Origin of the sequence: Streptomyces sp. KL116D (assembly GCF_030766975.1) — a bacterium.
Classification (GTDB): Bacteria; Actinomycetota; Actinomycetes; order Streptomycetales; family Streptomycetaceae; genus Streptomyces; species Streptomyces longispororuber_A.
In genome coordinates this window covers 71,043-94,222 of record NZ_JASERH010000126.1, presented here as the reverse complement: position 1 = coordinate 94,222, position 23,180 = coordinate 71,043, and the positions used below count along the sequence as shown (strand labels likewise).

Below are 23,180 nucleotides of genomic sequence, written 5' to 3'. Positions count from 1 at the left end.
GGGCCCCCGCCAGGGGCGCCCCGTCAGGGGCGCGGGGAACTGCGCGAGCAACCACAACGAGACCCGCACCCGGCGATCAAACAGCCGCAGCCACGGCGCGAAGCCGCGCCTTCAGGGGCGCGGGGAACTGCGCGAGCAACCAGCCACTACCCGCAGTCGCCCACCCCCACCACGAAGTTACGGCGCCCCGGCGTACAACCATTCACCGAACCCCATCCGTCACACCGGTGAACAACTACCCAACCCCACGCTGGAGTTGACGTGCGCCTCAAGAAACTCGCCATAGCCGCCGGGGTCGCCGCCCTGACCGCAGGCGGCCTCACCCTCCCCCTCGCAGGCACCGCATCCGCCGCGACCGCCCTCAAGGACGACTACAACGGCGACGGCTACCGCGACCTGGCCATCGGCACCCCCAAGGCCAACGCCGTGACCATCACGTACGGCTCGGCCTCCGGCGTCACCCCGGCCAGATCCGTGACCGTCACCCAGGAGACCCCCGGCGTCCCGGGCGTCACGGAGGCCGAGGACGAGTTCGGCGAGAACGTCTCCAGCGGCGACGTGAACCACGACGGCTACACCGACCTGATCGTCGGCGCCCCCGGCGAACAGGTCGCCGACTGGGCGAGCGGCTCCGTCACCGTCGTATGGGGCAGCGCCAAGGGCCTGACCACGGGCGCGCAGGTCTACCACGCGCCCACCGAGGACGACGAACGGTTCGGCGAGGGCACCGTCTTCGTCGACCTCGACGGCGACGACTGGGCCCAGCTCTCCGTCGTCAGCGCGAAGAAGTGGTGGTGGTACGGCGACGGCACGCCCGCGTCGGCGTACGCGCCCGAGGTCGAGTTCATCCCCTCCGACGTGACCCTGGAGGGCCAGACCGCCGCCCAGTTCCACGGCACCGGCGTCGGCCGCACCTACACCTACGTCCTGTACGGCAAGCACGCCGACGGCCGCCCGTACATGGGCTGGGTCGACGGCGGCGCGGGCGACATCGGCTACTACTCGGGCCAGATCGACGGCAACTTCACCGGCTCCACCACCGAGGCGGCCGCCACCGGCGACGTCAACGGCGACGGCTACCCCGACCTGGTCACCGGCCAGGCCGAGGACAACTCGATCTGGATCTTCTACGGCGGATCGTCCATCTTCACCGACGAGATGGAGGGCATGCACAAGATCACCCAGGACAGCACCGGGGTGCCCGGGGCCACCGAGACCGAGGACCGGTTCGGCGCGTCCGTCGCCGTCGGCGACCTCGACGCCGACGGCTTCGACGACATCGCGGTCGGCGCTCCCGGCGAGACGGTCTCGGGCGTCAAGGGCACCGGCTCGGTCGTGGTCCTCAAGGGCCGGTCCGGCTACGACCTCGACGGCCGCGCCTACCACCAGGCGACCACCGGGGTGCCCGGGGCCGCCGAGGCGGGCGACCGGTTCGGCTCGTCCGTCCGCTTCAAGGACGTCAACGGCGACGGCCGCGCGGACCTGGCGATCGGCGCGTCCGGCGAGGACATCGGCACCAAGGCCGACGCGGGCGCCGTCACGGTGCTGCGCGGCAGCTCCCCGTACCTGACGACGAGTGCGGTGACGTCGTTCAACGGCGCGGACTTCGGCCGGCCGGCCGCGGGCATCTCCTTCGGCGACGTGCTGCGCTGATCACGGCCCACAACGTGACCAACCCGGCACCTCCCGCCCCTTAACGATCCCCCGCCCCGTCGGCATCATGAACCGGAAGAGACTGTTCATGACAGACGGCGGGGCGGGTCGACGCGAATGACGGGTGTACGAGGATGACGGGCATACGGAGGCACGGCCGCAGGGGCGGCGCGCTGGGCGTCGTCCTGCTGGCCGCCACCCTCACCGCCTGCGGCGGCGCGGACGACACCGACGCCGACGCCACCGCCTCGCACCACCCCGTGGCGATGGCCGGCAAGGAGCGGGCGGCCGCTCAACCGGTACCGCGCGGCACCGGCTCCAGAACGGCCTCGGACTTCAACGGCGACGGCGCCCCCGACCTCGTCCTCGACGAACTGGCCCACGACGGGCAGGGCGACGACCCCGGCATCGGGATCGTGTACGGCAAGAAGGGGCACGGACTCGTCCCGGCGGCCCGGCAGTTGCTCTCCCCGCGCACGTACGCCGCGCCCACGAAGGGGCAGACGCCGGCCGCGTTCGGCTCCGAGGCGGCGTGCGACCTGAACGCCGACGGCTTCACCGACCTCGTCGTCTCCACGGACCCGCCCTACGACGGCCAGGGCCAGCCCCCGGTGCCGCTCCAGCTCCTCTTCGGCTCGCCGGCCGGCATCTCCGGCCAGGGAGTCAAGCTGCGCATCCCCGCGCAGGCACGTTTCGGCAACGACTGGCCCGACCAGCCGGTGTGCGGCGACTTCGACGGCGACGGCAAGGCCGACCTGGTGGTGCACGCGAGCGGGGGCCGGCTGACGTTCCTTCCGGGCCCGTTCACGAAGGCCGGCGCCTCGCGCGGCACCGCCCGGATCGCGCAGTCGTCCGGGAACGTCCCGGCGGCCGCCGCCGACGTGAACCGCGACGGCGCCGACGACGTCCTGGTCCGCGCCCACAACGGCACCGCCCGCTCGGCCGTCGTCCTCGGCGGCCCGACCGGCCCCGGCCGCCCCGGCGGCGCCTACCCGGCGGGCACGGACGTGGCGTTCGGCCGGTTCGGCACCGCCGTGCTGACCGGCGGCGGCCTCAAGGTGTACGCGGGCCAGGGCGCCGCCCCCCGCACGGTCCCGGCCGCCGGGGAGACGCTCGACACGGGCGACCTCGACGGCGACGGCCGCACCGACCTCGTCGTGTCCGGCGGCGACGGGGCGAAGGTCCGGCTGGTGCGGGGCGGCACGAAGGCGGTGCCCGGATCGCCGGGTGCGGGCCGCGTCGTGGCGGTGGCGGACTTCGACGGCGACGGCCGCGACGACCTGGTGCTGCAACGCACGTCGGACACGGGGACCAAGGACACGGTGACCGTCCTCCCCGGCGCCCGCACCGCCGCCCTGCTGTCAGCGAAGCCCCAACTCACCTTCACCACACTGGAGTTCACCTCCCGCTAACCCGAACACAACCATCCGTACGCCTCACCCGTCACACCCGGGGAACGAACAGCACCCCAGCCACCAGACCCCGGGAGCCCGACCGTGCGCGTGCGAAACCTGGCCCTCCTGTGCGCCGCCGCCCTCGCCGCGGCAGGCCTGAGCCTGCCCCTCGCGAGCCCGGCGGGCGCCCAACCGTGCGGCACCCGGGGCGACTTCAACGGCGACGGCTACACCGACCTCGCCGTCGGTGTGGCCGACGCGAGCGTGGGCGGCCGCGCGAAGGCCGGGTACGTGAACGTGGTGTGGGGCGGCAGCGGCGGCCTCGGCAAGCACGGCTCGACGACCATCAGCCAGAACTCCCCCTCCGTACCCGGCACTTCGGAGACGGGCGACCGCTTCGGCTACGCGGTCGCACCCGCCGACCTCAACGGCGACGGCTACGCCGACCTCGCCGTCTCCGCCCCGGACGAGACCCTCGACGTACCCGACGAGCAGTACCAGGGCGCCGTCTACGTCCTGTGGGGCTCGGCGAAGGGACTGACCTCCGGGACCACGACCGTCAAGGGCGGCCACGAGGAGGCCCACGTCGGCGCGCTGCTCACGGCCGGCGACTACGACCGGGACGGCCACGCCGACCTCGTGTACAGCAGCAGCTCCGAGGAGAGCTCCGCGCTGCTCCTGCGCACCATGGCCTCCACCACCCCCACCACCGTCCGCACCTGGCACTTCGCGGGCCCGGCCGCCCTGGCCACGGCAGACTTCGACGGCGACGGCGGCGACGACCTCGCGGTCACGTACCGCGGGATGGAGGACCAGGGCACGTTCGTGACGACGAAGGCGGCGGACGGCTGGCGCACCACCTGGTCGACGAGCGACCACGGCGCGGCGCTCGCCGCGGGCGACTTCGACGCGGACGGCACGCAGGACCTCGCGATCGGCCTCGTCCAGCCCAACTCCGAGGTGGAGACGACCTACTGCGAGCAGCGGACCGGCGGCGCCGTCGCCCTCGTCACCGGAAAGCCCGGCACCACGCTCGGCGGCCCCGTGGGCTGCACCACCCAGGACACCCCCTACGTCGGCGGCGCGGCCGAGCCCGAGGACGACTTCGGCGCCTCCCTGGGCACGGTCCACGACACCGTGCACGACGGCCACGACGCCCTCCTCGTCGGCACCCCGCACGAGGCGGTGGGCACGGCGAAGGCGGCGGGCGCGATCACGTACCTGGAGAAGGCCTCCGGCGAACCGCACTTCGTCGGCGACCAGATCACCCAGAACAGCCCCCAGGTCGACGGCACCGCGGAGGCGGGCGACCGGTTCGGCGCGGCGGTCGCGGCGGCCGACCACGACGGCGACCGGTACGCGGACCTCACGATCGGCGCCCCCGGCGAGAACGCCTCGACCGGCGGCGTCTGGTTCCACAAGACGGACGAGGAGCCCCCGTTCCCCGACACGGTCTCCGTGACACCGAAGAAACTGGGCCTTTCGGGCGCGGCGGGCTACGGCGCGGCACTCGGCCGCTGACCCCCTCCGAAATTCCCGGAAAACCTCACCTGCCCCGTACAACCATCACGCCCCACGAGGTGTCTCCTGTTCGCCGACCGGCGAGCTGCGCCCGGGACAACTCCCGGCAAACAGCGGCCGAACGGCACCTATCGACGCGGGATGTCCGCCAGACATCCCCTTCTTGCCGCAGGAGCCACCACATGGCCAAGCACAGGCGCGTACCGGCGCCCTCTCCCACCCGCCTCCGCGTCGCCACGGCGACGGCGGCGGCGGCCGCGCTGACGGGCGGGCTGTTCGTCGCCTCCACGGGTGCCGCGACGGCGGCGACCCCGGGTGTCGCGGCGTCGGACGCCGACTTCAACGGGGACGGGGCCGCGGACGTCGCCGTGTCGGCGCCGGGCGCCTACGTGGGGGGCCAGGCCCAGGCAGGGCTGATCAGCGTCCTGTACGGCGGCGGCCGGCACGCCACCATCAGCCAGAACTCCGCGGGCGTCCCCGGGTCGGCCGAGAACGGCGACCACTTCGGCGCGGACACCGCCTACGGCGACTTCAACGGCGACGGGTACGACGACCTGGCCGTCGGCGCGAGCAGCGAGGACGTGGGCACGGACAAGGACGGCGGCACCGTCGTCCTCCTGTGGGGTTCCGCGAACGGCCTCCAGGGCGGCACGACCGTCAAGGACCCGCGCCCCACCAAGCACGACAACTTCGGCGTGCTCCTCGAAGCGGCGGACCTCGACGGCGACGGCAAGGACGACCTCGCCGCGGCCACCGGCAACTCCGCGACGGTCGACATCGTCCGGGGCGGGTTCACCGCGGCGGGCGGCACCGGCGGCGCCTACACCCTGGTCGCGCCGCTGTCCGCCGGCCCCAAGGCGTCGGGCGACGCGTACGGCGTCAGGAACCTCCACTCCGGCGACACCAACGGTGACGGCATCGACGACCTCCTCGTCAACGGCTGGGGAACGTACGCCGACAGCGCCAACTACTGGTTCCCCGGTACTCCCACCGGCCCGAAGTCCAGCAGCTGGCAGGACCTGCCCGACGGCGTCATCACCGACATCGGTGACATCAACGAGGACGGCTACGGCGACATCGTCTTCGGCCAGGACGCCGACGGCAGCGGCAGCTACGGCCACAAGGGCGGCGCCGTACTGATCAACTACGGCAGCTCCGTCGGCCCCGAGAACAACGGCGTCCACGCCATCCACCAGGACACCGCCGGCGTGCCCGGCAGCGGTGAGGCCGGCGACGGGTTCGGCTTCGAGCTCGACCTCGGCGACATCAACGGCGACGGCCACCTCGACCTCGTCGTCGGCGCCCCGGGCGAGGACCTGACGGGCAAGGGCACCAACGACGGCTCGGTCACCGTCCTGTACGGCGCCGCGGACGGCTCCGGCATCAACAACGGTTCGGGCGCCGAGTTCTACAGCCAGAACACCCCCGGCGTCCCCAACACCGACGAGAAGAACGACTACTTCGGCAACGACGTCCACATCGACGACCTGGACGGCGACGGCCGCGGCGACGTCGTCATCGGCGCCTCCGGCGAGAACGGCGGCAACGGCGCCGTCTACGCCCTGCACTCCAACACGGACGACACCCTCTCCGCGTCGGCCGGCATCTACACCTCCACGCTCGGCATCTCCGCCTCCGGCACCCCGAAGCTCGGCGTCAACTACGCCGACTGACACGCCGGTTCGCCACCGGGTCCGCGCACCGGCCGTGCCGCGCGGCGCCGACCCCACCCCTACACGTACATCCCAAGGAGCCCACCACATGGCCAAGCACAGACGCGTCCCCACCCCGTCCCCGACCCGCATCCGCCTCGCCACGGCGACGGCCGCGGCGGCCGCCCTGACCGGCGGTCTGTTCGTCGCCGGGGCCGGCGCCGCGACCGCTGCCACGCCGGGCGTCGCCGCGTCCGACGCGGACTTCAACGGCGACGGCGTCGCGGACACCGCGACGTCCGCGCCGTTCGCCTACGTCAACGGCAAGGCCGGGGCCGGTGTCGTCAGCGTCCTCTACGGCGGCGGCAAGCACGTCACCATCAGCCAGAACTCCACCGGGGTGCCCGGAACCGCCGAGAAGAACGACTACTTCGGCTCCGACACCGCGTACGGCGACTTCAACGAGGACGGCTACGACGACCTGGCCGTCGGCGCGCCCGGCGAGGACGTCGGCAGCGACGTCGACGGCGGCACCGCCGCCATCCTGTACGGGTCCGCGAACGGCCTGACCACGGGCAAGACGGTCACCGACCCGCGCGCCGCGAGCCACGACCGCTTCGGCTCCATGCTGCAGGCCGCCGACCTCGACGGCGACGGCTCGTCCGACCTCGCGGTGGCCACGCCCAACTCGGCCACCGTCGACGTGGTCCGCGGCGGCACCGGCAGCGCCTACACGGTGGCCGCACCGGTGTGGAGCGGCGGCGGCGACGGCATCCGCAACCTGCACTCCGGCGACATCAACGGCGACGGCATCGACGACCTCCTCGTCAACGGCTACGAGAAGGACTCCCCCGAGGGCTGGAACGCCAACTTCTACCTCCCCGGCACCGGTTCGGGCGTCACCTCGACCGGCTACGTGAAGCTGCCCGCCGGCATCATCACGGACGTCGGCGACGTGGACGGCGACGGCAAGGGCGACGTCGTCCTCGGCCTGGCCTGGGACCCGGACCCCGAGGCCCCCTCCGACGTCCCCGGTGTCCAGAAGGGCGGCGCCGTCCTGATCGCCCACGGCACCGAGTCGGGACCGGACGCCTCCGCCGTCCAGACCATCGACCAGGACACCGCGGGCGTGCCCGGGTCCGGCGAGAGCGGCGACTACTTCGGCAACGAGCTCGACCTCGGCGACGTCAACGGCGACGGCCGGCTCGACCTCGTCGTCGGCGCCTCGGGCGAGAACCTCGACGGCATCACCGACGCGGGCTCGGTCACCGTCCTGTACGGCGCGGCCGACGGCTCCGGCATCACCGGCGCGGGCGCCAAGTTCTACAGCCAGGACACGCCCGGCGTGCCCAACGCCAACGAGAAGAGCGACCACTTCGGCTCCGACGTCCACATCGACGACCTCGACGGCGACGGCCGCGGCGACGTCGTCGTCGGCGCCTCCGGCGAGAACGGCGGCAACGGCGCCGTCTACGCCCTGCACTCCAACACGGACGACACCCTCTCCGCGTCGGCCGGCATCTACACCTCCACGCTCGGCATCTCCGCCTCCGGCACCCCGTACCTCGGCATCAACTTCGCCGACTGACCTGCCACCGAGCGCAGTTCACCGGTGCCGTGCCCGTCCGTGCGGGCACGGCACCGGCCCCGCCCTCTCCCCGGAGCCCGGACAGTCGGTGGCCACGGCCGACCTGGACGCCGACGGCTACGCGGACCTTCTGGTCGGCGCCCCGTACGAGGACGTGACCGGCGCCCAGAACCGCGGCAGCGTCACCGTGCTGTGGGGTGGGTCCCAGGGGCTGAAGGGCGGGGCGCTGCTGTCCACTCCCAGCCCGTCGTTCGGCGGCGGGGGCTGCACCTTCGGCACCGGCCTCGCCGCCGCGAACCCGAAGGCCGCGCCGGGCACGGCGCGGGTGTCCGTGGCCGGCTGGTGCGCTTCACGCCGCCTCGCGGGCCCGTTCACCCGGACCGGCAAGGCCACCGCCTCGGGCCTGGAGGCCAACACCCCGTCCGTCGACGACACGCTCCTCGGTGACCTGAACGGCGACGGCCGGCCGGAGATCGTCGACATCAGCGTGGGCCTGTCCGACCACCCCGCGGGCGGCATCTACGTCGACCCGCCCACCGACCGGATCCCGCAGCCGCTGCCCACCGACGGCGACAACGCGGCGATCGGTGACGTGAACGGCGACGGCTACGGCGACCTGGTCGTCGGCGATCCGGCCGACACCGTGATCGACGGCAGCCCGCAGGCCGGCACCGGCCACCAGGGCGGTCAGATCGTGATCTGGCCCGGCGGCCCCACCGGCGTCGACCCCACCGCCACGCCCCTCCTCATCCACCAGTCCACTCCCGGTGTCCCCGGCTCCTCTGAGTCCGACGACGGGTTCGGCAGCGACGTCGCCGTGGCCGACACCAACGGCGACGGCTACGCCGACATAGCCGTCGGCGTCCCCGGCGAGGCCCTGGGCTCGAAGCGGAACGCCGGCACCGTCGTCCTGATCCCCGGCGGGCCTCAGGGACCGACCGGCGCTGGCTCGCGCGCCATCAGCCAGGACACCTCGGGCGTACCCGGCACCGCCGAGCGCGGCGACCGGTTCGGTTCCACCGTCCGGCTCGTCGACCTCAACCGCAACGACCGCCCGGAGCTGGTGGTCGGCACTCCCGGCGAGAACAACGACACCGGGGGCCTGTGGGTCCTCAAGGGCACCACAACGGGCCCCACCACCACGGGCTCGTACAGCGTCATGGGCACGACGGTGGGCCTCCCCTCGGAGCACTACACCAACTGGTCCTCCGTACAGGCGAACTGACCCCCGCGCCCTGACACATCCCTTCGGGCCGTCCCCTCGGGGCCGCCCCTTAGGGGATGTCACAGGTCAGCCGCAAAGCCGGGCCCGATCCCCGGGCCCGGCAATAGGACCGGCAAAACCAGGTACGTTCGAGTACGTGGCTGGATTCAGGAACGGACGCGGCCGGGACAACCGCGAAGCGCCGCAGGGGCAACCGCACCCGCCGTACTACGGGCAGCAGCAGTGGCCCCAGGCGGGCGGCGGGCACCACGGGGGCGGTGGGCACGGCGAGCCGGAGTACTTCGGGAACCACCAGGGCCAAGGCCAGGGCCAGGTCCAGGGCGGTGGCTACGACCCGTACGCGGCGAACAACCCGGGCCACACGCAGGCGTTCTCGGTGAACGACGACCCCTACAACCAGGGCGCCACCTACCAGGCGGGCTCGACCCCGGCTGGCCCCATCGGCCCCCGGCTGCACTGGAAGGAGCTGCTGAGCGGCGTCGTCCTGCGCCCGGCGGCCACGTACCTCCAGATGCGGGACTACGCGATGTGGGCGCCGGCCCTCATCGTGACGTTCCTCTACGGACTGCTGGCGATCTTCGGCTTCGACGGCGCCCGCGAGGACGTGATCAACGCCACGCTCTCCTCCGCGATCCCGTACGTCCTGACCACCGGCGTCGCGGTCACGCTCAGCTTCTTCATCCTCGGCATCGTCACCCACACCCTGGCCCGCCAGCTCGGCGGCGACGGCGCCTGGCAGCCCACGGTCGGGCTCTCGATGCTGATCGCGTCTCTCACGGACACGCCCCGCCTGGTCGTCGGCATGTTCCTCGGCGGCGACGAGATGTTCGTGCAGCTCCTGGGCTGGGCGACCTGGCTGGCGGCCGGCGCGCTGCTCACCACGATGGTGTCGAAGTCCCACGACCTGCCCTGGCCGAAGGCGCTCGCGGCGAGCGCGATCCAGCTGATCGCCCTGCTGTCGATCATCAAGCTGGGCACGTTCTAGCAGGTCCGCGCGCGGACGGAACGAGCACGCGAAAGGGGGCCCCGAGGGGCCCCCTTCTTCACATCCTCGGGTTCCTCAGGCGTCGAGCACCTGACCGCTGCGCTTCACCACGGGGGGCTCCACGCTCCACGGGAAGTTGATCCAGTCGTCGGTCCGCTTCCACACGTACTCGCACTTCACGAGCGAGTGGGACTTCTCATAGACCACGGCGGACCGGACCTCGGCCACGGTGTCGAGGCAGAAGTCGTGCACCAGCTTCAGCGTCTTGCCGGTGTCGGCGACGTCATCGGTGATCAGCACCTTCTTGTCGCTGAAGTCGATGGCGTTGGGGACGGGCGCCAGCATGACCGGCATCTCCAGGGTGGTCCCGACGCCGGTGTAGAACTCCACGTTCACCAGGTGGATGTTCTTGCAGTCCAGCGCGTACGCCAGGCCGCCGGCCACGAAGACACCGCCGCGGGCGATGCTGAGCACGATGTCCGGCTCGTAGCCGTCGTCGGCGATGGTCTGGGCGAGCTCGCGCACCGCGACCCCGAACTTCTCGTACGTGAGGTTCTCGCGCACGGGGCTGACGTCACTCATGTCGCTGCTGCTCACACCTGGGTCCGATGGAAGTTGAGGAAGGAACGGGAGGCGGTCGGTCCGCGCTGGCCCTGGTAGCGGGAGCCGTAGCGCTCGCTGCCGTAGGGGTGCTCGGCGGGCGACGACAGCCGGAACATGCACAGCTGACCGATCTTCATGCCCGGCCACAGCTTGATGGGGAGCGTCGCGAGGTTCGACAGTTCGAGCGTCACGTGGCCGCTGAAGCCCGGGTCGATGAACCCGGCCGTGGAGTGCGTGACGAGGCCGAGGCGGCCCAGCGAGCTCTTGCCCTCCAGGCGCGAGGCGATGTCCTCGGGAAGGCTGATGACCTCGTACGTCGACGCGAGCACGAACTCGCCGGGGTGCAGGATGAAGGGCTCGTCGCCCTCCGGCTCCACCAGCCGCGTCAGATCGCTCTGCTCGACGCTCGGGTCGATGTGCGGGTACTTGTGGTTCTCGAACACCCGGAAGTAGCGGTCGAGCCGCACATCGATGCTCGACGGCTGAACCATGGATTCGTCATAGGGATCGATCCGGACCCGCCCGGCGTCGATCTCGGCCCGGATGTCCTTGTCTGAGAGAAGCACGCACCGAGGATACGCAGAGCGCGCGGGCCCGCCACAATCGGCGGGCCCGCGCGCTGAGAGCCGTTGCTGCTGGTTACCGCTTGTCGGGTCCCACAGGAACCGCATGACGCAGCCGCGCGCACCGCGGACACCTGATGAGCCGGCTGGGACCGAGGCGGTCGGCCTGCTGCATCGGGAACGAATTGGTGCTGAACACGTGCCCTTCGGCACAACGGACGACAGTGCGCTCCAACGAGTCCATCAAGTCCCGGAGTCCCTTCCCCACGAGCCATTTGGGCCAGTTTCCTGACCGACGACGAGGGGTCACATTACGGGATGAAAGGGACGCCGATCCAGGCGACTCCCCGACCCTGGACAACCCTCTCGCGGTCCCCCCACCGTACGCCCCAACTCCCTTCACCCGCAGTCACATCCACGCCCACGGAACGCAGCCGGACCCCGGGGCAGAAGCGCCCGGGGTCCGGCATGGGGTACAGTGTCCGGCAGTACGAAGCCGCTCAAACGGCCGTACTACGCGGGTGTAGTTTAATGGTAGAACATAAGCTTCCCAAGCTTAGAGCGCGAGTTCGATTCTCGTCACCCGCTCCACAGCAACCTCAGGGCCCAGGTCATCGACCGGGCCCTTTTTGGTGCAGGTCGAGCAGCATCACGTCATAGCCGACCAGGCCGGCCCCCGGGCGGGACTCGCCGATTCTCCGGTAGCCCCAGGAGCGGTAGGCGGACGAGGCCGGCGTGGCGGACTGGTGGACGTTCAGGAGGATGCGGTCCGTCGTGATGCCCGCGGTGAGCGTGTCGTGGAGGCGGCGGGCGATGCCGCGGCCGCGCCACGGGGCGCGGACGCCGAACTCCATGAGGCCGAAGGTGCGGCGGCCGTCCTCGCGGCGCAGGGCGGCGGGGGCCGGTTCGGTCAGTTCGTCCCACCAGCGGGTGTCGGGCGGCACCGCGTGGCCGTACGCCATGCCGACCGGGTCGCCGTCCGCGGTGCGGGCCAGGGCGGCGCGGAACAGGGGGCGGGCGGTCTGCGCGGCGAAGCGCTCGAAGGCCGTGGTGACGTCGTCGGGGGTCTCGTCGTACGGCGGCCGGGCGAAGACGTCCGCGTAGACCAGCCGGAACGCGGCCGCCGCCCGGGCCGCGGCCGGGCCGTCCATGGCCTCCACTGTGATGGTGCCCGCGGTGGGTGTCATGGCTTCTCCCTCTCCTTCTTCGCGGCGGACTCTAGGGGCATGACGAAGCCCCGGGCCGGAGACCCGGGGCTTCGTCACGCCGTCGTTATGCCGTCAGGCCGTCACGCCGTCCTCCTGCGGACCACGACGAGTCCGGTCGCCAGGGCCAGCACCGCGAGCAGGATGCCGAGCAGCGTCCAGTCCCGCGAACCGGTGTCGGCCAGTTCGCCCTTGTCGTGGCCGTCGGGGGTGACCGGCGCCTTGTCGAAGGTGTTGGTGACGTCGACCTTCGTCGCGCCGTCGACCAAGACCTCGCCGTCGTCGCCGCCGTCCGACGCCCGGTACGTCACCGTGTCACCGGTGGGCACGTCCCGCTCGGTCACCGTGCACGTGGCGCCCTTCGGGACGCTGATCGTGCGGCTCTCGCCGTCCTTGAGGGAGAAGGACCGGTCGGCCGGTGCCAGCGGGACCGCGCCCTGGTCCGTGGTGCAGGCCAGTGCGAAGTCGTACGGGCCCGCGCCGCCGTTCACCACGTGCTTGGTGACGGTGATCTCGGCCGCCGGGAAGGTGTTGGTCACCGTGATGGCCGCGCTGCCGTCCGCCGAGATGACGACCGGGTCGTCGGCCGAACCGTGGTCGACGACCGCCTTCTCCGCGCCGCCCGTGTCCACCTCCTCCGCCCAGCAACGGGAGTTGACCGGCAGCGGCCTGATGGTGACCGGCTCGTCCGCCCCCACCTCGTACGACTTGTGGAGCACGAGGTCGGAGGCACCGCCGGCGGCGTTCGGCAGGGCGCAGGAGACGTCGACCTTGTAGGTGCGGCCGTCCGCGTACTGCGCGGCGTCGCCGTCGACCGACTTGATCAGCTGGAGCGCGCCGAACTCGAAGGCGTTCGTGATGCGGGCCGTCTGCACCGACGTGGTGCCGAGGCCCGGCTCGATGGTGATCTCGACCGGGTTGCTCTGCGGGTGGTCGGAGGTGCCGCCGCGGGCCGCCTCCTCCCACACCTGGCAGTCGGCGCCGGCCGGGATGCCGGTGACGGTGACCGGCTTGTCGACGGAGACCCGGTAGGTCTGGTCGATGACGGTCTGGTCGGCCCTGCCCTGCGGGTGGATGACGCAGGTGACGTGGAACGGGAAGCGCTCCCGCTTCAGGACGCCGTCCAACTGGTCGGGGTGGGCGCCCAGATGCTTGACCAGCTTCAGGTCGCCGTAGGCGAGGGCGACGCCGACCTGGATCGGCTCGTTCGCCTGGAGCACGCGCGGGTTGGCCGAGGGCACGGCCCGCTTGCCGTCGGTGGCGGTGGCGCCGCCGCGGTCCGTGGTCTCGTTGTGGGCGTAGGAGTTCCAGGCGATGGTCGGGTCACCGTTCTTGGTGACCTTCAGCGGGGTGTCCATCGCGTACGTGATGTCGACCTTGCCGCCCGGCGCCAGCGGCGGGTCGAAGTCGAGGTCCATGTTGGCGCCCGCGGCGTTCCTGCTGAAGCCGTCGTCCCACACGGTGCTCGGGCAGGTGGGCGCGCTCGACCCGTTGCCGCCGCCCATGTCCAGGTCGTCGGTGCACAGCGGTTCGTCGTTCTCGTAGCTGACGTTCATCGTGCCGGGCCCGTTCAGGCTCGGCCGCGTGGCCAGGGCCGGGTCGTCGTCCCAGGCGGTGCCGCGCTGCTGGTCGATGATGACGCCCTTGTCGCCCTGGGTCGGGAACCGGTCGATGATCCTCATGTCGGTGCCGGCCTCGGTGCCGGCGTTCTGCACCCGCAGCAGGTAGTGGTAGCGGTCGCCCGGGTTGACCAGGGCGATGCACGGGTTGGCCGTGTAGCGGCGGCCGGTGGCGTCCGTGGTCAGCAGGCAGGAGGAGTCGCCGACCGGGACCGTCTCCTTGGAGAGCGTGTTGTACCAGCCGAGTGCGTCGTTGCCGGAGACCCACTTGCGGGCCTGGAACGCGGCGCCGGACTTGGCGGTGAGCGTGGCGTCGGCGACGCAGTACAGGCCGCTGCCGAAGTCCCCGTCGCGCTGCGACGTGCCGTCGCAGGCCAGGTCCGGGTCGGAGGAGGTGGCGCCCATCGTGTTGGTGACGACGTCACCGGCCTTGATGCCGGCCTCCAGCCGCACGTGGATCTCGATGGTGAAGGTCGCGCCGGGCGCGAACATCCACGCCTTGCCGTCGTCGTCCTTGGAGAAGTCCCAGGTGAGTCCGGAGATCCGGTCGCCGTCCGACGTCTTGTCGAACACCGGGGTGGGGACGGCCGGGGTGCCGTCGGGCACCTTCGCGTCGATGATCTTGTACGGCTGTCCGTCGTCGCCCTTGAAGGTGTCGACGAAGGCGATGCCGGGCGGCAGCGCGTCCTTGACGACGAGGTCGGGGACGTTCGCCGTGCCGGTGTTGGTGACCTTCAGGTAGAAGGGCGCGTCCTCGCCGGGAGCGAGCACGGTGTCGGGCGTCTTGCTGACGTCCAGGACCGGGTCGCCCTTGACCAGGTCGAGGGTCGCGTCGACCGGGTCGATGGCCTTGGGGCTGTCCTCGGACTCCAGCTTGGTGAGGAACTCGCCGCTGACCGTGTCCTCCAGGTGGGTGGGGACGGGCCCGCCGGTGGAGCGCAGCTTCTCCCGGGGGCTGATGTCGAGGAGGAGGATGCCGGAGCAGCTCTGGCCCGCGCACTCGGGCTTGATGACGTAGCCGTCGTTGCTGGTGCTGGTGGAGCTGTAGGTGGCGCGGATGCCGGTCACGTCGGCGGCGTCCACGCCGGACGGCAGGGCCGCCGACGAGGCCGGAGTGCCGTTCACCCAGGCGCCGTTGACGTACGCGTCGATCTGTACGCGGTTGGCGCCGGCCGGCATCTGGTTCGACTTGATGGAGACGAGGTCGACGGCGTCGAAGAAGTCCTCGTCGCGGTCGGTCATCTTCAGGTACTTCGCCGACATGTTGCCGGTGTTGGCGACGGTGAGCCGCATGTCGGCGTGCTGGCGCGGCAGTCCGGGCACGTACTCGGGCAGGGTGCCCGGGCTGATCGACTTGTTGAGCGACGCGGAGTCGGACGCGGGCGCGGTGTCCATGGAGGGACCGCAGACCGGGGAGCCGGGCGTGTAGTCGCCGCCCGCGTCGATCGAGTAGCAGTTCTGCAGCGTGGTGCCGTCGGGCACGCCGGGGCGACGCTCGGCGACGATGGTCACGGTGAACGTGGACTGCGGCTTCATCTCGCCGTCGTAGCTGCCGCGCACGCCGGTGGCCCGCTCCAGCAGCGCGGCGTCGTCCGCGTCGTACGCGACCCAGGCGCCGCTGCCGCCGCCGGCCGTCGGGTCCCACAGCTCCAGCTTCACCGGGGCGTCGGACGGGCTGACGGTGACCGACGTGATCTGCAGGACGTCGAACGGCGAGGTGGAGGCCGGGGAGCCGTCCGGGCCCGCCGACGGGTCGGTGACGACCGGGGAGACCAGCGGCTTGTTGCCGTTGTTGGTCACCTTCAGGTTCATCGTGATCGGCTGGTCGGCCGGGATGTCGTTCTGCGAGGAGTCCTTGGTGCCGCTGCCCGAGGTGTTCGGCGCCTCGATCGGCAGCGTCTTGCAGGCGTCGCCGGACGCGGTGCCGCTGCCGTCGGTGCGGCCCGCGTCCCCGGTGTAGGAGGCGCAGTTGTCGACGCCGGGGCTGCTGCCCGAGGGCAGGTCATCGGCGGTGACCGCGTCGGTCAGCGTGCCGTGCACGTCGAGGCCGGCGGTGGCGCCCTCCGCGATGGTCGGGTTGCCGTCCGCGTCCACGCCCGTGTAGGTCACCTCGACCTTGGTGACGGTGGTCCCGGCCTTCGCCACGTCGACCGTCTGGTTCGCCGTGTAGTCCTGCTCGAACGTGGAGCCGTCCGCGTACGTCACCGTCAGGTGCGCCGTCGTGGCCCCTTCGGGGAAGCGCAGCCGGACCTTGTCGACGTCGATCTTGTCGAACTCGTTCGTGGTGTCCGCCGACGGCTCCGTGATGGTGATCGTCTTCACCGGGAACGGCGACGCGTTCTTCACGTCGACCTCGGCACTGACCGGCGAGTTCTCCCCGAGCACCGCGTGCTCGCCGGTGTCCTGGCTGAAGTTGCCGTCGGTGTCCGGGTAGAACCGCTTGGTCGGCTGGAGCACCAGGATGTCCGGCAGGATGTCGTACGGGGCACAGACCTGCGTCCCGTTCACGTCGCCGTCGGTGGTCTCCTTGGCGGCCGGGACCGCGCAGTTGTTCACCGTGATCTTGTCGGTGGGGCGCAGCGGCGAGCCGTCGGAACGCTTGGTGTCCCGCAGCTTCATCGTGACCTCGACGGTGCCGCCGTTCTCGTCGTACGGCAGCGGGTCGCCGTTGCTGTTGGTGAAGACGACCTCGAAGCCGGTGACCTGCCCGGGCTCGACGCCGTCCGGCAGCGGCAGCCGGCCGGGCTCCGTGATGGTGGCCCCGGTGTGCGTGGCGCCGTCGGCCGTCGTGACGACGATGTGGGCCTGGTCGGCGCCCTTGGGGAACGCGGTGACGGTGGCGTAGCGGTAGTCGAAGTACTCGAAGGTGTCGCCAGTGGTGTCGGAGACCGACAGCTCGGTGACGTTCGCCGACGACGAGGAGTTGTTGCGCACGTCGAGCGTGATGGTGGACGTCTCGCCGCTGCCCGCGACCGCGGAGCCGTCCTTCCACGTCTTGGTCGCCACCGGCTTGACCACGCGCGGGATGGTGACGGTGACGTCGGTGTCGGAGGTCTTCGGGTCGGCGTTGTCGGCGCTCACCTCGGCGGTGTTCGTCACGACGGCGCCGTCGTCGAGGTCGGTGTCGGCCGGTACCCGCATGCCGATCTCGACGGCGCCGGCCTGCCCGGCCCGCAGTCCGGTCTTGCCGGCCGGGTTCTGCAGGTCCTGCTTGTAGACGACCGTCAGCTGCCGCGTCGCCTCGTCGTACGTGACGTCGCGAGAGGTGGTGGACTGCGGCAGGCTCGTCACGTCGAACCCGGCGGGCAGCGTGTCGGTGACGGTGAAGTCCACGCAGTCGACCGTCAGGCCCGAGCACTGCCCGTTGATCGTGTAGATGAAGTCGTCCCCGGGCTCCAGGGGGTCCCCACCGGTGTTGTTCGTCTTGGTGATGCCGACCGTGCTGCGCGGGTCGTCCGCCCCGGGGGCGAGCGGGACCGCCGCGGCCTGAGAGCCGAACAGCAGGCTCAGCGCCGCCGCGACGGCCAGCGGCCACCGGGCGAGAGGGAACCCATGTCTGGACATACCAGTCCTTCATCTACGGAGTACGAAGTTCCGGTGACGGTAAAAGGCGAAGGACCGCCCAGAGGGCGGCCCGCGCCGAAAAGCTGATGATCTGTCACATGGTTGACTCGTTCGGCCCACTGCGCGGCCTGCGCGAGACGATCACCAGCAGGGCTCCGACGGCGACCAGCATCGCGGCCGACAGCCCCCACCGCAGTCCGCCGCCCGGCGCGCCGGTGTCCGGGAGCTGCGCGTGCGGCCGGCCCGGGGCGGCCGGCGGAGCCGGGGGCTTCGGACCGGCCGGCGGCCTCGCAGCGGCCGGGGGCGGCACGTCGGCGGTCGTCGAGCAGCCCGGACCGGCGCTGCCCGCGGCGCAGTTGGAGCCCTCGGGGCCGGTGACCGCGTTGGTCAGGACGCGGTCGCCGCGGACCGGGTCGTGGACGGTCACCGAGTAGGTGACGTGCACGGTGCCGCCCGCGGGGACGGTGCCCTGCCAGCTCAGTCTCGGCTCGCGGTACGTGACGGTGCCGGTGGTGGCCCGTGCGTCGCCCTCGTACGCCGCGTCGTCGAGGACCTTCGTCAGGTCGTCCGTGAAGCTCGCCCCCGCGTACTCCTCCGGTGCGCTGCTGGTGACGGTGACGGTGTAGGTCACCCGGTCGCCCGGCCCGGGCGCGGACGCGGACGCGGACTTGGCGATCACCAGATGGGCGGCCTCGACGGCGACCAGGTGGTCCTCGACCTCGCCCGGCCCGCCGAAGCCGGTGGGCGACGGGGCGGCCACGGGAGCGCGCGGAGCCCGCTCCAGGCTGCTGTCGCCGTACAGGCGCAGCCGCAGGAAGGTCCGGCCGGGCTTGATGTCCCGGAGGCCCGTCCAGGTGAGGGTGGCGCCGGTGCCGCCGTCGGGGACGGTGGCCGTGACCAGTTCGGTGCGGTCGAACGTGCCGTTCTGGTCCCGGTCGAGCCAGCCCGCGAGGACGGCGTCCCTGCCGGTGGTGTTGACGACGGTGACGGCCGCGGAGGCTGTGTCGTCGTGGGTGTACAGGACGCGGGCGGTGACGGCCTCCTCGTCCCTGTCGCCGTCGGCGTCGCCGTGCGGCGCGCCGTTGGTGTCCTCCTCCACTGCCCCGCCCAGGCGGAGCCCGTCGACGATCTCGTGGCGGGGCCCGTTCTCGGCGAGGGTGGTGCGGTAGGAGTCGGGGGCGTCACCGAAGTCGTAGTCGGGGGCGGGCAGGACGGTCCGGCAGTCCGGATCGGCGCTTCCCGGCGGGCAGTTGGAGCCCGGGCCGCCGACCACGCCGTTGATGAACTCACCGTCCCCGGCGCCGGGCGGACCCACGGCGACGGTGTAGGTGACGGTGGCGGAGGCGCCCGTGGCGAGGTCGCCGGTCCAGGTCAGCCGGGGTGCGGTGTAGGCGACGGCGCCGGTGGTGGCCGCCGCGTCCTCGTTGTAGGCGGCGTCGTCGAGGACATCGGTCAGGTCGTCGGTGAACGTGGCGCCGGGGTAGGCGGCCTCGCCGTCGTCCGTGACCGTCACGGTGTAGGTGATGGTGTCGCCGGGCCGGGGGTCGTCCGGCGTCGCCGTCTTCCTGATCTTCAGGGAGGGCAGCGGGGTGGTCGTCGTACAGGCCGGATCCTTGCTGCCCTCGGGGCAGTTGGTGCCGGGCACGTCGCCGCTGACCGCGTTGGTGAGCAGCTTGTCGCCGGGCGGCGGGTCGCCGACGGTGACCGAGTAGGTGAGGGTGACGGTGCCGGCCGCGGGCACGTCACCGCGCCAGCTCAGCCTGGGCGACGTGTAGGCGACGGTCCCCGAGTCGGCGGTGGCGTCCCCGTCGTACGTCGCGTCGTCGAGGACCTTCGTCAGGTCGTCGGTGAACGCGGCGTCCTCGTAGGGGGCGGTGGCGCTGTCGTTGGTGAGGGTCACCGTGTAGGTGACGGTGTCGCCGGGGAGCGGCCGGGAGGTGTCGGTGGTCTTGGCGAGGGTGAGCGTGGGCACGTCGTGCGTGGTGGAGCACTTCGGGTCGGCCGAGCCCGCCGGGCAGTCGGTGCCGGGCGAGTCGGAGACGACGGCGTTGCCGAGGGTGCGGTCGCCGAACGCCGCCGGGTCGGTGAAGGCCGTGACCGAGTAGGTGACGGTGACGGTGCCGCCCGCGGGCACGTCACCGGTCCAGCCGACCTCGGGCGCCGTGTACGAGACGGTCCCGGAGGTGGCCTTCGCGTCCGCGCCGTACGTGGCGTCGTCGAGCACGCCGGTCAGGTCGTCGGTGAACGTGGCCCCCTTGTAGGCGCCCTTGCCGGTGTTGGCGACGGTGACCGTGTAGGTGACCTTGTCGCCCGGCTTCACGGCACCGGTCGCGTCGGAGGTCTTCCTGATGTCCAGGCCGGCGACGCCGACGGTGGTGGTGCAGCCGGGCTCGGTCCCGTCGGCGCAGTTCGACCGGCCGGTGCCGGTGACGGCGTTGGTCAGCAGCCCGTCGCCGTCCGGCGGATCGTGCACCGTGACGGAGTACGTGAGGGTCGCGCTCGCGCCGGGGGCCAGGGTGTGGGACCAACTCAGCTCGGGCTCGGTGTAGTTGACGGTGCCCGCGCCGGCGGTCGCGTCCCCGTCGTACGTCGCGTCGTCGAGGACCTTCGTCAGGTCGTCGGTGACGGCGGCGTCCACGGGCACGTCGCCCGGGTTCGTCACGGTGACCGTGTAGTCGACCTTCTGGCCCGGCACGATCGGCTCGCCGGCGGCCGGGGACGACGTCTTGGTGATCGTGTAGCGCGGGTCCTGGAACTCGACGCTCGCACAGCCCGGCGGGTTCACGCCGACGAGGTCGGTGACGTTCTCCGCGCAGTTGCTGTACGTGCCCCGGCCCGCGGTGACGTCGACGCTGAGCGTGCACGACGTCTGGCCGGCCCGCAGGTCGCCGCGCAGCCGCACCGCGGTGCCGCCCGGGTCCGCGTCGACGGCACCGTTCGTGCAGGTCGTCGAGGTCGCGGCCGGGTCGGCGACGGTCAGGCCCGCGGGCAGCTCGTCGGTGAAGGACCAGCCCGGCTTGGCGTACAGGTCGGACGTGTTGGTCACGGTGAACGTCAGCGTCGACGTGCCGCCGGCCGGCGCGACCGCCGGGCCGAACGCCTTGTCGACGGAGGGGGTGACGTCGAGGACCCGGATGTCGTCGAACGCGGCGTCGTTCCCGCTGCCCGACCCCTGCGCGTTGACCATCCGGACGCCGAGGGTGTCACCGCCGAACAGGATCGGGGTGTCGGCGGCCCGGTTCACGACCTTCGTCGAACCGACGGTCCGCGCGTCCGGATCGGTGCACGGGTTGATGCCCCGGTCGGAGGCGGGGATCGCGGTCGCCCCGTCCATCAGGAAGAACTTCAGCGAGGGGCCCACGGCGAAGCAGTTCATCGCCGCCGAGTCGACGGAGAAGGTGATGAACCGGTTCGGGGAGGCGAGCGCGATCGGCCTGCTCGTCTCGAACTCGACCTTGTTCGCGCCCGGGTCGGCGGCGGTGAACGCGGTCACCGCCTGGTTGTGCTCCGGGTCCGCCACGCCGTTGAAGGTGCCGAGCGCCTCGGCGAGGCTGCGCGAGGAGTCCCACCACTTGGCCTGGCCGCCGCAGTCGGTGATGCCCGGCCGGAAGTCCGCACTGGCCGCGCTGTTGTCGACGACCCAGCCGTTGCAGTTGTCCAGCCAGGCGGCGTCGGCGGTGTACGTGTCGGCGAGCGGGCCGGCGCCGGTGTAGCCCGTCAGCCGGACCGGCGCCGCGGTCTGCTCGAAGTCCTCCGTGAACACGGGGACCGGGTCCTTCGGCACCCCGGGCGCCGACGCCCGGGCCCGCTCGATGCCGTGCGAGTGCGGGGCGGCCGTCGCCGGGAGCGCACCGCTCAGGGCGAGCGCGGCGCTGAGCACCACCGCCGCCGTCCGTCTGCTGCTGTCCATGGACGCAGGGTCACATTGAAGATGAACAGAATGTGACACCGCGTCACGTTGCGTGAGAATTGCATGATCGACTTGACCTGTCCGGCCCTACGCGGACGTTCTCCCGCTGCGGGCCCGCACGGTGCCGGGCCGCTCAGCCCTCGGCGGCCCGCCTGCGCCGCCGGATCACGAGGAGCCCAAGACCGGCGAGCCCGGCCGCGGTGACGCCGCCCGCCAGCATCCCCGGGGCCGACGTGCCGGACGACGCGACGGTTTCGCCCCGCGGTCCTCCCGCCCCCGCCCCGAGCGTGTCGAGGTCGCTCGCGCACACCGCCGGCGCCTTCGCGTTCCCGAGGTAGGCGCACGCGGTGGACGCGGCCCGCAGCGCGCCGTCGGCCGGGGTGCCGAGGCGGGTACGGGAGGTGAGCGTCGTCTTGGCGTTCGGTTTCACGTCGGCCGTCCACACGACCTTGCCGCCCGCGCCGGTCCTGCCGCCCTCCGACGCGTCGGTGCCGGAGGCGCCCGCCGGCAGCTTCTGCTCGACGCGCAGTGCCTTCAGGGGGACGCCGCTCTGGTTGTGGACGGTGACGGTGTAGCCCAGCTTGTCGCCGCCGGCCGCCGTGTCGACGCCGTCCGTGAGCTCGATGGACATCGGGGGTGCGGCGGGCGCCCCGGCCGCCGCCGGGTCACCGTCGTCGGCCACGGCGGCGTACGCGGCACAGCCGAGCAGCAGCGCCGCGGCGGGCAGGGCGAGGACAGTGCGCACGCGGGGGTCCTTTCCTCCGGGCACGCCGAAGCGGCGTGGCGGCGCCCATGCCAGCACGGGGGCGACCGCCCGCTCCCGTGGGCGTGCCGCCGGACCGGGCCGATTCACCCGCCCGTCGCACGAGGGCCGGCGGCGGCCCGAAAAGCGGTGGAGGGGCGGTGCGGTGCGCCGTTACCGTGCTGCCCGGCCGATTCGTCGAGGCAAGGGCGTGCCGTTGTACACCGTGTGAGACCCCCCGAGAGCTGATCTGTCGCGCGTCGCGCCTGTGCGCCGCGCTCCTTTTTGCTGCGGACTTCTCACTGAAACCGGTGTCCTCCTGTGCTCACCAGCTGGGTGGTCATGCCCACCTGCCTGCCCACCGTGCTCCGCCGCTGTCACGCGTGCCCGTCCGACCGCTTCCGGGCGAACGGAAAGTTCCGCGTGAACGCGCACCACAAGCTCCTCGACGCCTGGCTCCTCGTGCGATGCGCCGGCTGCGGGGACACGGCGAAGATCGCCCTCCTGGAGCGGACGCACGTCCGCTCCGTCCCGCCCGGGCTCCTGGACCGCCTGCACGCCAACGATCCCGTACTGGCCGCCGAGTTGCTCCAGGACCCGGCCGTCCTGCGGCGCAATCGCATCGCCCTCGACTGGACGGGTGCCTGGCGTCTCGACACCGGCGCACCGGTCCCGCCGGACCGCGCGGCCATCACCGACATCAACGACATCGCCGCCATCGATGTCATCGACGTCTCGGTGCGCTTCGCGGCCCGCATCCCGGTCCGTCCGGTACGCCTCATCGCCGACGGCTGCGGGCTGTCGGGGGCGGAGGTCGTGCGTCTGGTCGAGGCGGGGAAGCTCGTCTCGGCGGTTCGGCTGCGCGGCCGCCTCTCCGGCGACTTCACCTTCACTCTCAAGCTCTGAGGCGCTGAAGCGCTGAAGCGGCGAACCTGCCAGGGGCCTGCCGGGCGACT

General features: G+C 72.1%; 14 protein-coding genes and 1 tRNA gene. 9 read left to right on the top strand and 6 right to left on the bottom strand.

What is annotated here, in order from left to right:
- Positions 1-261 precede the first annotated feature (261 nt).
- The 7 genes from RBJ77_RS46490 to RBJ77_RS46460 all read left to right on the top strand — a co-directional run bounded on the left by RBJ77_RS46490 (position 262) and on the right by RBJ77_RS46460 (position 10,018).
- Entirely contained in the window at positions 262-1,653 is a 1,392-nt protein-coding gene (locus RBJ77_RS46490) for an FG-GAP-like repeat-containing protein (RefSeq protein WP_372350492.1), read from the top strand.
- Between the two features lie 134 nt (positions 1,654-1,787).
- Positions 1,788-3,065 (top strand): FG-GAP repeat domain-containing protein, encoded by a 1,278-nt coding sequence (locus RBJ77_RS46485; protein WP_372350491.1) that lies wholly within the window; start codon positions 1,788-1,790, stop codon positions 3,063-3,065.
- Between the two features lie 84 nt (positions 3,066-3,149).
- On the top strand, positions 3,150-4,568 hold the full coding sequence (locus RBJ77_RS46480; protein ID WP_372350490.1) for an FG-GAP and VCBS repeat-containing protein: 1,419 nt from the start codon (positions 3,150-3,152) through the stop codon (positions 4,566-4,568).
- A gap of 182 nt (positions 4,569-4,750) precedes the next feature.
- Positions 4,751-6,241, top strand: coding sequence for an FG-GAP repeat protein (locus RBJ77_RS46475; RefSeq protein WP_372350489.1), 1,491 nt, complete (start codon positions 4,751-4,753; stop codon positions 6,239-6,241).
- A gap of 88 nt (positions 6,242-6,329) precedes the next feature.
- Positions 6,330-7,808, top strand: a complete 1,479-nt coding sequence (locus RBJ77_RS46470) for an FG-GAP-like repeat-containing protein (protein WP_372350488.1) — start codon at positions 6,330-6,332, stop codon at positions 7,806-7,808.
- An 88-nt stretch (positions 7,809-7,896) separates the two neighbouring features.
- On the top strand, positions 7,897-9,033 hold the full coding sequence (locus RBJ77_RS46465; protein WP_372350487.1) for a VCBS repeat-containing protein: 1,137 nt from the start codon (positions 7,897-7,899) through the stop codon (positions 9,031-9,033).
- A gap of 136 nt (positions 9,034-9,169) precedes the next feature.
- On the top strand, positions 9,170-10,018 hold the full coding sequence (locus RBJ77_RS46460; RefSeq protein ID WP_372350486.1) for a Yip1 family protein: 849 nt from the start codon (positions 9,170-9,172) through the stop codon (positions 10,016-10,018).
- Between the two features lie 75 nt (positions 10,019-10,093).
- Here RBJ77_RS46460 and RBJ77_RS46455 read toward each other — a convergent pair whose 3' ends face one another.
- Both RBJ77_RS46455 and dcd read right to left on the bottom strand, forming a co-directional pair.
- Positions 10,094-10,600 (bottom strand): phosphoribosyltransferase, encoded by a 507-nt coding sequence (locus RBJ77_RS46455; RefSeq protein WP_372350485.1) that lies wholly within the window; start codon positions 10,598-10,600, stop codon positions 10,094-10,096.
- Positions 10,601-10,611: 11 nt separating this feature from the next.
- Complete coding sequence (gene dcd / locus RBJ77_RS46450) at positions 10,612-11,187, bottom strand: dCTP deaminase (RefSeq protein WP_255970835.1); 576 nt, start codon at positions 11,185-11,187, stop codon at positions 10,612-10,614.
- Between the two features lie 514 nt (positions 11,188-11,701).
- Here dcd and RBJ77_RS46445 point away from each other — a divergent pair.
- Positions 11,702-11,775, top strand: a tRNA-Gly gene (locus RBJ77_RS46445).
- A 20-nt stretch (positions 11,776-11,795) separates the two neighbouring features.
- Here RBJ77_RS46445 and RBJ77_RS46440 read toward each other — a convergent pair.
- From RBJ77_RS46440 to RBJ77_RS46425, 4 genes are all read right to left on the bottom strand, one after another.
- Positions 11,796-12,371 carry a GNAT family N-acetyltransferase gene (locus tag RBJ77_RS46440; protein ID WP_372350484.1) on the bottom strand — a complete coding sequence of 192 codons (576 nt, stop codon included), beginning with the start codon at positions 12,369-12,371 and terminating at the stop codon, positions 11,796-11,798.
- A 101-nt stretch (positions 12,372-12,472) separates the two neighbouring features.
- The gene (locus tag RBJ77_RS46435; protein WP_372350483.1) at positions 12,473-17,572 is read right to left on the bottom strand and encodes a DUF5979 domain-containing protein; all 5,100 of its coding nucleotides are present in this window, start codon (positions 17,570-17,572) and stop codon (positions 12,473-12,475) included.
- Positions 17,573-17,666: 94 nt separating this feature from the next.
- Positions 17,667-21,482 (bottom strand): GEVED domain-containing protein, encoded by a 3,816-nt coding sequence (locus tag RBJ77_RS46430; protein ID WP_372350482.1) that lies wholly within the window; start codon positions 21,480-21,482, stop codon positions 17,667-17,669.
- A 133-nt stretch (positions 21,483-21,615) separates the two neighbouring features.
- Positions 21,616-22,227 carry a hypothetical protein gene (locus tag RBJ77_RS46425; protein WP_372350481.1) on the bottom strand — a complete coding sequence of 204 codons (612 nt, stop codon included), beginning with the start codon at positions 22,225-22,227 and terminating at the stop codon, positions 21,616-21,618.
- Between the two features lie 318 nt (positions 22,228-22,545).
- On the opposite strand from RBJ77_RS46425, the gene RBJ77_RS46420 reads away from it, so the two are divergent.
- Positions 22,546-23,130 carry a DUF1062 domain-containing protein gene (locus RBJ77_RS46420; RefSeq protein ID WP_372350480.1) on the top strand — a complete coding sequence of 195 codons (585 nt, stop codon included), beginning with the start codon at positions 22,546-22,548 and terminating at the stop codon, positions 23,128-23,130.
- Positions 23,131-23,180 lie beyond the last annotated feature (50 nt).